Genomic DNA, 9463 nt, shown 5'->3' with positions numbered 1-9463 from the left:
TAATTGGCCACGATTACATCAAGGTTTTGGACGGCAACGTGACGATCTACAATCAACAAGTCACCATCAAAAATGCCAATTTCTTGCATAGATTCCCCCATTGCTTGTCCGATGAATGTAGCACTTGGATGCTCAACTAGCAGTTCATCAAGGCTCATTCCTAGTTGTCTGTATTCAGCAGCAGGGCTTTCAAAGCCTGTAATACCAGCGCTTGCTAAGATAGGGATAACTTTCATAATAAAAATAACTGTACGTATATACAGTTATTTTGGAACTAAACGGTTTGATCGTCAAGGACATTAGAAAGAAAATACCGCACTTATCCTACTAAGTGTTTTAGGATGTGTCGGGTCGGCAGTAGGGCTACCTATCGTGCATAATTCGCCAATTTCATATACATACACCGATAAAAATGCTTGAAAAGAGGGTAGGGTGTAAAGGGACTTTCTTTACGCTGCGGGTTAGTCGTCGATTGCTATTGTAGAGTTTTGATACTGCGAGTCTGGCTGAAGCATTTATGCCCCATTATTGGTTTCGTCTAACAAATTTGCGATTTCAATCAGTCGCAATTTACCCAAATATAACTCATGTGACGTTAATAATAGTTATGCGGTGAGAGTGAAATTTTAATTGGATTGGTAAGTCGCTTCGGGACAAAACCGACTTAACGTAAATGCTCTAAACGACTTTTGCCCCTTTCCGTATATGGCAACTAGGAAGAAATCCTTCCCGGTTGCCTAAATCACCTTTGCCCCTTTATGAGCCAGCAAGATATTAGACCGATAAATTCCGTCCTCAATTAATCGCGCTTGCATGAGTGATTGGGAGCTAAAGTGCGGTGCTCAAAAAACTCCCAAAATTGAGCAGAATGAGGGGGCCAACCAATGTTTTTTTATTTGAATGATTATGCAAATGCGTTGAAGGCCAAAGATCGCAATTTTATCTTATATGTATAAAAGGATCTATGAGTGTTCAGGGGCGAAGTTACTGGCTTGTTTTAGGAGATACAGAGAACTTTAACTATACGTATGACAAATAAGTCTGCGCACATGCCTTATAGGAAGTGACAACCTAATCCTACAAAACTTCGACTTTTTATGTCGCTCTTTTACCTTCATTGCTAGAATTACCCTACAACTCCTAATTGAGTTTTGATTCATCCACTACACTTACAAACTTTGGTCATAGAGCGAAATGCGCGGATGAGATAGCACAAGCCAAATACGAAGAGCCATCAGATATTACTAATCATTTGGCTCTTGATTAACTCATAAGTTTTGTCTGATGTTATCCAGTTCTTCCCGAGTAATTTCTCCTTTGGCATAACGCTTTTTCGCAATATCCAAAGGGGTTTCTCGTTGCATTAGTGAACCACCTTTCGGAGAAAAAATCACCCAAAGAACAACCCCAATAACAACGATCCATAACAGCATCATAGGCATGTATCCTATATCAAACCCGCAATCATAATATCCGTGCATATTAACCTCGTAAACTACTCTGATGCAGGTGCTTGGTTATTGTTAAAGCGATTTCCGCGGCACCCAAAATTGCGATTGTGGTTTGCGTAGTCGTCACCGTGAACCTGCTTCATCCATTCTCTCATGGCTTCTGGGTTGTCATGCATACTCTGCATCCAAGCTTGCATAGCCTCGGGGTCTTTTCGCAGTTCCAGCATTGTCTGATAGTGTGGATTGTCTGTATTCATCATTGAATGCATAAATCCATAACCGCCTCTTCCTCCGCCCATATGTGCAAACACGCTGACAGAAATAACGAGAGCAGTAACTGCTGCTAGTAATTTAGTGAGTGTTTTCATGGTTCATCCCTCATTTGTCTTCTTCACTTTTATTACAACAGTTTTTACATTCGAATGTGTGTCGTAAATACATTTGTTTTTGACAAATGATGGCAAAGCCTCAGATTGACACACTTTGTCACACATTCTGTAACAAACTGGTTATATTGAATAATGTATAGAGAACATTGAGGATTCTAATGGAGCAGACCTATAAAATCTTGGTGGTTGATGACCATGCTGAGATTAGAGAACTACTAAAACGCTTTTTGACACATCATGGCTTTTATGTTGTCACGGCTGAAGAGGGTGACAGCATGGAAAAAGCCATGCGTCAGCAGTCGTTTGATCTCATCATCCTCGATTTAATGTTACCCGGTAAAGATGGTGTGACCTTGTGCCGGGAAGTTCGCGCGACATCAAATATCCCTATCATTATACTGACCGCTCTGGGAGAAGAGATTGACCGAATTATTGGTCTTGAAGTCGGGGCAGATGATTATCTTGCTAAGCCCTTTCACCCAAGAGAGTTGCTCGCTCGCATTAAGTCGGTGTTAAGGCGACATTTCGCTATCCCAAGTGTCAGTGAACAAGCCTCTACCACTCACCCCAATTACACGTTTGCTGGCTGGACGTTAAATACAACCACAAGAGAACTACTTGATCGTAGTGGCGTTTTAGTTTCTTTAACGTCGACAGAATTTGAGTTACTCCTTGCTTTCTTAACTCACCCTAATGTTGTTTTGTCTCGAGAGGACTTGTTAAAACTGGTTCAGGGCAGAGGGGCTAATGTCTATGACAGAGCGATTGATACATTAATTAGCAGGCTAAGACGTAAAGTCGAAGTAAACCCCAAAGAGCCAAAACTAATCAAAACAATTTGGGGAGGTGGTTATCAGCTTAGTTGTGAGGTAAGTAATGATCATGATTAAGTGGATTCGAAGCCTTAGTTTGATCTATCAAATTGGAGCGATTGTTTTATTTGGCTTTCTCACCAGTTTTTACCTCTCGCTTAATTTACTCTCTTCTGAGAGTACAAGGACACTAAACCTGCTCTCCTCCTCTTCTGCTGTTCAAAGAGTGATGACCATGATTGAGCTGTTAGGCCAAACACCAGAATCTCTACATCTCTCTATTCTAGAAGCAAGTAGTAGCTCAGATTTGACATTATCCATAACGATTCGACCACATGTACCAACAACGAATGATACTTCTAAAGAAACAGATAAGCTCATCGCAAGATTTAAAGAAAAGGGGATGGACTCGATAAATCTACTACTAGTAGAACAAGCTCGCCCTCTCATGGATATGCACAATACAATGATGTCAATGCGAAGTAGCATGATGTCAGGGATGTCTATGCGAGATCGTCAGGCAATTCGTATGGGATATCTCGCTACCATTGATGGTTCAGTTCAGTTGCCAAATGGTAAGTGGTTGAACTTCTCTTCCGGCATTCGAGAAGAAGTAACTCATTGGTCAACTTCTGTTGTTTTCGCTTTGAGCATGGTGATGTTATTAACGATAACTCTTGCTATCTTTATCATTCATCGTGCTCTCAAGCCTATTCAAACATTGCGTGAGGCAGCATCTGATTTTGCTGTTAGTCGTAAGGTCACTCCGATTAGGGCCGATGGCCCAAAAGACTTGCTCCCAACGATCAAAGCATTCAATAAAATGCAGGTCGATATCTCTGATTTCATTCGAGAGCGTACACGTCTACTTGCCGCTATCTCTCATGATTTGAGAACACCTTTAACCAGTCTAAGGCTTAGGTTGGAGTTCGCAGAGGAGAGTGAAGATAAAAGGCAAATGCTAAACTCAATTTCCATTATGGAAAAAATGTTAAAGGCCACCATGAGCTTTGCTAAAAATGATAGTGAAATTGAAGAAAGGCAACAGACAGACATTGATAGCTTATTACAGACCATCGTGGATGAATACAGCGACAGAAAAGTGGTAATTAGGTATCAAGGTACAGGTAGCTTGATAGAATACATTCCACCTATTACCGTTCGGAGAATGATAGAAAATCTGGTGAACAACGCAGTCCAGTATGGCGGTGAATCTTGTGGGATATCATTGGGTGTATCCAAACATTCCGACTTAATTGAGTTTACGGTCTCAGATACAGGTGTGGGTATCGAGAGCGAGAAGTTAAATGAGGTCATAAAACCCTTTACTCGTCTAGACTCAGCAAGAAGTACAGATTACTCGAATGTCGGATTGGGCCTCTCTATCACGAAAGCATTGGCGAACAATTACGGTGGAAATCTACTGTTAAGTCGCAATAAACCTCATGGTTTGAAGTGTACATTTACGATTGCCATACATTGACACCATTCCTCTACACCTAAGGTACCTTGAAGGTGTTTATCTTCAAGGTACTTAATGAGGTATTGCGCCTATTTGAGCTCGCTTTGCACTAAGTCATAGAGCTGCTGTGAACCAAAGCTCTCTAAAGGCTTCCCGTTTACAAAAAATGTTGGCGTTTTTTGAATCCCTAACGATTTTACATCCGCTGTATCTTGTTCAAGTATTTGAATTATATCTGGATCTTCCATGTCTTCGCGAGCTTTAGAAATATCCAATCCTGCACTTTCAGCAATGTTCCAGACATTTGCTAAATTTGGTTTACTGTGTGAAGCCCAAGAGTTTTGTCCTGCTAATATAGATACGAGCACCTCACTATAAAGCCCTTGGCGCCTTGCCGCCTCTAACATTAATACGACTTCATCTGAGCCTTCATGAAACGCAGCGTAACGCAATACGAGGCGAATATCGTCTGGGTTTTCGTTCATTATTTTCTTAACAAAAGGGTAAAATGCTCTGCAAGCCTCACAAGCAGGGTCAAAAAACTCTACGATGGTTACTTTGGCTGCTTCGGGGCCAAAGCTTGCTGAATATTTCCGTTCGAGCTCATTGTTTTTAACTGAAATATCAACAGTATTTTGCTGTTGATACCAGCTAAACATAAAAGCAGTGAGCAGTGCCCCCATTAGCAAAGTAATTGAAAGTACAATTTTATTTTGGTTCATTACGAATTTTTTCCTTAATCTTATAAAGGTTTGCACCAAGTGTTATCGTTATCATTGCGAGCAACAAGGATAAGCCAAAAATCGATAGGTCGGTAAAAGTTATGTTTCCATACAGTGGAGATGGTGTCCCGCATGGGCCTTTAGCTTCGAACATGGTTGGGAACCATGAATCTAGAGGTATGAAACTCGGAAATGGAGAGCCATAGCTACAACTTGAAAGTTTTTGACCCGTTTCAATCAAGTGGTTATCCCACGAAAACTGCAACGCAAAGTAGGTGCCGATGAGTGATAACAACAACGTCGAAATCTTAGTTATGTCATTCTGATTTGCAAAGATGTGTAATATACCCGCTATACCAATAAACAATATAAATAGTCGAATCTGAACACAGTTCGCACAAGGTTCGAAGCCTAGGTAGTATTGTGTGAAGAGGCCAAATAGCTCCATCCCAACACTCGATAAAAGTAAGAATATCCCAACAAGTGTCGAGTTAGTTAATGTTTTCAAAGTAACTCCATATTAATAAAAATGTATATCAGTCTCTATTGTGATTAAAGCCGAACCCATGATGATATTTATCACAATGAGTAGTTTAGGCCATTACTTCTTCAGCAGCCTCAACCCATTGGCTACAACAAGTAAACTTGCGCCAACATCAGCAAAAACTGCCATCCACATAGTACCCACGCCAACAAAAGTTAGGGCTAAAAATAGGGCTTTTATAGCAAGAGCAAAGCTAATATTCTGTATCAGTATTTGGTAGGTACGTTTAGACAAGCTGACAAATGTCGGGATTTTTCGTAGATCATCATCCATCAATGCGACATCAGATGTTTCAATGGCGGTATCAGTTCCCATAGCTCCCATTGAGAACCCAATATGTGCAGCCGCCAGTGCAGGCGCATCATTAATGCCATCTCCCACCATACCTATAACACCGTTACTGGAGTAAGTTTCAACAGTACAATACTTATCTTCTGGAAGCTGATTGCCATGAGCTTCGTCAATACCGACTTGAGACGCAACTGCTGATGCGGTATGTGAGTTGTCTCCAGACAACATAATCGTTTTTATGCCCAACTCATGGAGTTGTTGAACCGCGGCACGACTACTTTCCTTTACAGTATCTGCCACTGAAAATAGTCCCAGAACTTGGATACCGTTATGAAGCAATGACACGGTCTTACCTTGTTTTTCTAACTTGTGAATATGGCTTCTAATGTCCGTGGGTATAGTAAAATGTCTCTCTACAAGATTCTGATTACCCAAGTAATATTTATGTTCGGCGATTGTTCCAGATACGCCTTCGCCTGCAATGGCTTTAAAATCGCCTACATCAATCCTTTTTTGAGTAGATAGCGCTGTGGCAATGGCGGTAGATACTGGGTGGTCAGATAGATTTGTAAGATTAAACCCTATTGAGCAAACAGAATCTTCTGTCCATTCGTTGAAAGTCATAACGTCAATCAACATTGGTTTTCCGTGGGTAATCGTTCCAGTTTTATCTAAAGCTAGTGCTTCTAATTTTCTCCCTTGTTCAAGATACACACCTCCTTTAATCAGAATGCCTTTACGTGCTGCCGCTGTCAGGCCGCTAACAATAGTGACAGGCGTAGAGATAACAAGTGCACAAGGACAAGCAATCACCAACATAACAAGCGCTTTGTAAATCCAATCTAACCATTCACCATACCCCAAAATGGGTGGTAACACAGCAACTGCGAATGCAATCGCAATAACGGCGGGTGTGTAGATTTGAGAAAAACGATCAACAAAACGTTGAGTTGGAGCCTTAGCACCTTGAGCTTCTTCTACTGCATGAATAATGCGTGCCAAAGTTGTATTGTTAGCTGCTGCGGTCACTCTATACTCAATAGCTCCAGCCTGATTAATCGTTCCTGCAAAAACTGAGTCACCTTCAATCTTATCGACTGGCATACTTTCACCAGTAATAGGGGCCTGGTTGATGGTGGTTTGCCCTTTAATGATATTGCCATCGAGACCAATACGTTCCCCCGGTTTTACTCTGACAATGTCACCAAGTTGCACGGTTTGAGCATCAGCTTCTTTCCAAGAGTTATCTAATTGCTGAACTATCACCGTATCAGGTGTTAAACTCATTAATGAGCTGATAGCGTTTCTAGCTCGGTCGAGTGATTTTGCTTCAACTAGTTCAGCAATAGTAAACAATACCATAACCATGGCCGCTTCTGGCCATTGACCAATAATAAATGCACCAGTAACCGCGATACTCATCAATGCATTCATGTTGAGATTAGCATTGCGTATAGATATCCATCCTTTTTTATAAGTTGTTAACCCACAAGACAGTACAGCAATTAATGCTAATGTGGCTTGAACCCACTCCGGCATCCCTGTCCAATGTGCCACTTCCGACCCTATCGCTGAGATACCAGCCAAAGCCAATGGCCACAATGGTTTCTCCTTTTCATGAGGAACTTTGTGAATCTGACTGTCATCAGATACATCTGGTTCAAACCCAAGCGAACGGATAGCGACTAGTATCATATCCAAGGAATCTGGTGTGTGAGTGATAGCTAGCACCCTTTGCATTAAATTGAATTCAAGTTTCTTTACCTGATTCATCTCACCAAGTTTTTTTTGAATTAACTGCTCTTCAACGGGGCAGTCCATCTGCATAATACGAACTTCAGTACGGACATCATTTCCAATCTTTTCAGAGCCAGATAAGCTCTTAAGTTTGCTAGGAGCAGACGTACAACATGAATCACAGCCATTTTTATCATGCTGGAGAACCGTTTCAGCATGTTGGTGAGCACCCATGTTATCTTTTGTTATATGAGAATGCTTATGTGTTGAACTACAGCATGTATTAGCATCCTCACTAAGATGTTTGTCCGTACAATCACTCATTTTCATCATCTCTATCATTGACTATAATCAACATTAAAAAGCCTGATCCTACTACAAAGTCAAGACTTAAAGAGGCATAGATGAAAATTGGTGAACTCGCTAAAAAAGCGGACTGTCCGGTGGAAACCGTTCGATACTATGAAAAACAAGGGCTATTACCTAAAGCTCAAAGAGAATTGGAGAACAATTACCGCCGTTATGATGTCACTCACCTAGAAAGGCTTTTGTTTATCCGCCGTTGCAGGGCTTTGGATATGGCCCATGATGAAATACGAACGCTGTTGCACGCGATGAGCTCCGATAGTACATCTTGCTCTCCCATTGATAATGTTATTAGTCAGCATCTGGAGCATGTTCAAGATCGAATTAAAGAGTTGAAACTATTAGAGAGCGAGTTGACAAAATTGAGAAATGAATGCGATTCTAGGCGTTCGCTGGAAGAATGTGGCATTGTAGAAAAACTAAATGCTAACGAAAAGGTTGTCTCTACGAACCGCAATAAAAGCAAGCATTTAGGTGGGGTTCATTAAAAGTGCAGGCTTCACATGTCCGTGTCGTTGTGATGGTGTTTAGCGTGAATTAGAATATTTCTTTCAAGATACTCATTTATCAACATTCAACCAAGTTTTGCATATTCTTAGGAACACATTGCATAAAGCGCAACTGGCAATTCCATCAATAATGAGTGGGTTTGTCCAGAACAGTTCATCTCTCCCTCCGCAGAAGGAGGTGGCAGGTTTCGTTACGGGATATCAAAAGTGATCCGATGGGTAGATTCCGCCCGAAGCGCCTAAAACGTTTGTGTCCAGAGACGTTTCAGCGGGATCTTCACAATTTCAGCGGGATCTTCACAATTTCAGCGGGATCTTCGCTGGCTCATTTATGCCTCATTGCTTGCTGGTGAGATTTTAGACCGATAAATTTCGCCCCCAACCAATCAGGCTTGCAGGATTGAAAGGGAACTCAAGAGCGGTGCTCATTTACTCCCATAATCTTGCACTTTTTAACAATTTCTGCCTAGTATCACATTTGCATATCTATGCTAGCGATTCAGGCACAGAACCAAGTTAAACTGACTTTACCAAGTAGGTGGCTACTCATTCGGAGATTTTCGTGCGCTATACCAGTCGAAGATACAAAACTAAGCTATCGAAGCTCTATAGAGCTGCTAATGCCGATGAAATACCTTTAAGCTATCTGCTAGAACTAAAGCGAAGGTGCACAGTTCTAAATGCATCTAACCGATTGAAAAACAGGAAAGGTGCTAATCAGTGTAGTGCTTGTTTTGAACCTTCGATACATTCGGTTCAGTGAGTTTATGTTGAGTATCATCTATAATTGGCCTACTAGTTGTATATAAAAGGATCGTTGGGAGATGTTTCCGAATTCGAGGATTGAAAAGTACTATCAGCAATGCGATGAGCTCCTAAATTTTTCGGGATTATCTTGGTGGATTATCGACCTAGAAGATGATCCAGATACTTTTTATTGTAACCGTACTATGTGTGATACGTTCTATCTTAATCCTGATTTAACCGCACATTCGGTAAGCAAAACCTGCCCCATCGCAGGTGACTATAATAAGCATATCGCTATAAAGAGTACGGCCAAGGCACAAAAAATCTTCAACGACTATCGAGAGCTTAAAGACAATACCCTTAACGAATATCAAAATCGTTTTCCATACTATGATGAGGTGCAGGATAAGGTTCTTTACTTTACGAGTCGGGC

The 9463-nt window shown here is 41.2% G+C and carries 10 protein-coding genes; 4 read left to right on the top strand and 6 right to left on the bottom strand.

Going from position 1 to position 9463, the window contains the following annotated elements:
• From OCT63_RS21000 to OCT63_RS20990, 3 genes are all read right to left on the bottom strand, one after another.
• The coding region (locus OCT63_RS21000) for a S24 family peptidase (protein WP_333482698.1) at positions 1–236 on the bottom strand (236 nt) is incomplete at its 3' end.
• 1032 nt (positions 237–1268) lie between these two features.
• Complete coding sequence (locus OCT63_RS20995) at positions 1269–1436, bottom strand: SHOCT domain-containing protein (protein WP_269984550.1); 168 nt, start codon at positions 1434–1436, stop codon at positions 1269–1271.
• Between the two features lie 59 nt (positions 1437–1495).
• Complete coding sequence (locus OCT63_RS20990; protein ID WP_269984549.1) at positions 1496–1819, bottom strand: hypothetical protein; 324 nt, start codon at positions 1817–1819, stop codon at positions 1496–1498.
• Positions 1820–1998: 179 nt separating this feature from the next.
• Here OCT63_RS20990 and OCT63_RS20985 point away from each other — a divergent pair, with 179 nt between their 5' ends.
• Positions 1999–2730 carry a response regulator gene (locus tag OCT63_RS20985; RefSeq protein WP_269984548.1) on the top strand — a complete coding sequence of 244 codons (732 nt, stop codon included), beginning with the start codon at positions 1999–2001 and terminating at the stop codon, positions 2728–2730.
• The gene (locus tag OCT63_RS20980; protein ID WP_269984547.1) at positions 2723–4135 is read left to right on the top strand and encodes a HAMP domain-containing sensor histidine kinase; all 1413 of its coding nucleotides are present in this window, start codon (positions 2723–2725) and stop codon (positions 4133–4135) included. The genes OCT63_RS20985 and OCT63_RS20980 overlap by 8 nt, the downstream gene beginning before the upstream one ends.
• Before the next feature lie 68 nt (positions 4136–4203).
• Here OCT63_RS20980 and OCT63_RS20975 read toward each other — a convergent pair whose 3' ends face one another.
• The 3 genes from OCT63_RS20975 to OCT63_RS20965 all read right to left on the bottom strand — a co-directional run bounded on the left by OCT63_RS20975 (position 4204) and on the right by OCT63_RS20965 (position 7642).
• On the bottom strand, positions 4204–4836 hold the full coding sequence (locus OCT63_RS20975; RefSeq protein WP_269984546.1) for a DsbA family protein: 633 nt from the start codon (positions 4834–4836) through the stop codon (positions 4204–4206).
• Complete coding sequence (locus OCT63_RS20970; RefSeq protein WP_269984545.1) at positions 4823–5344, bottom strand: disulfide bond formation protein B; 522 nt, start codon at positions 5342–5344, stop codon at positions 4823–4825. The genes OCT63_RS20975 and OCT63_RS20970 overlap by 14 nt, the downstream gene beginning before the upstream one ends.
• Before the next feature lie 93 nt (positions 5345–5437).
• A complete protein-coding gene (locus OCT63_RS20965; protein ID WP_269984544.1) occupies positions 5438–7642 on the bottom strand; it encodes a heavy metal translocating P-type ATPase in 2205 nt (734 codons plus the stop codon).
• A 170-nt stretch (positions 7643–7812) separates the two neighbouring features.
• Here OCT63_RS20965 and cadR point away from each other — a divergent pair, with 170 nt between their 5' ends.
• Both cadR and OCT63_RS20955 read left to right on the top strand, forming a co-directional pair.
• Positions 7813–8262: a Cd(II)/Pb(II)-responsive transcriptional regulator gene (gene cadR, locus OCT63_RS20960; protein ID WP_269984543.1), complete on the top strand. Its 450-nt coding sequence runs from the start codon at positions 7813–7815 to the stop codon at positions 8260–8262.
• An 845-nt stretch (positions 8263–9107) separates the two neighbouring features.
• Positions 9108–9463: hypothetical protein (locus OCT63_RS20955; RefSeq protein WP_269984542.1), on the top strand; the 356-nt coding region annotated here is incomplete at its 3' end.

Origin of the sequence: Vibrio sp. RW (assembly GCF_027587105.1) — a bacterium.
Taxonomy (GTDB): domain Bacteria; phylum Pseudomonadota; class Gammaproteobacteria; order Enterobacterales; family Vibrionaceae; genus Vibrio; species Vibrio toranzoniae.
This window is presented reverse-complemented; position numbering and strand designations above follow the sequence as displayed.

Coding starts and splice junctions, on each gene's coding strand:
- OCT63_RS20995 (WP_269984550.1), bottom strand. CDS start 1,436: ATGATGCTGTTATGGATCGTTGTTATTGGGGTTGTTCTTTGGGTGATT.
- OCT63_RS20990 (WP_269984549.1), bottom strand. CDS start 1,819: ATGAAAACACTCACTAAATTACTAGCAGCAGTTACTGCTCTCGTTATT.
- OCT63_RS20985 (WP_269984548.1), top strand. CDS start 1,999: ATGGAGCAGACCTATAAAATCTTGGTGGTTGATGACCATGCTGAGATT.
- OCT63_RS20980 (WP_269984547.1), top strand. CDS start 2,723: ATGATTAAGTGGATTCGAAGCCTTAGTTTGATCTATCAAATTGGAGCG.
- OCT63_RS20975 (WP_269984546.1), bottom strand. CDS start 4,836: ATGAACCAAAATAAAATTGTACTTTCAATTACTTTGCTAATGGGGGCA.
- OCT63_RS20965 (WP_269984544.1), bottom strand. CDS start 7,642: ATGGGTGCTCACCAACATGCTGAAACGGTTCTCCAGCATGATAAAAAT.
- cadR (WP_269984543.1), top strand. CDS start 7,813: ATGAAAATTGGTGAACTCGCTAAAAAAGCGGACTGTCCGGTGGAAACC.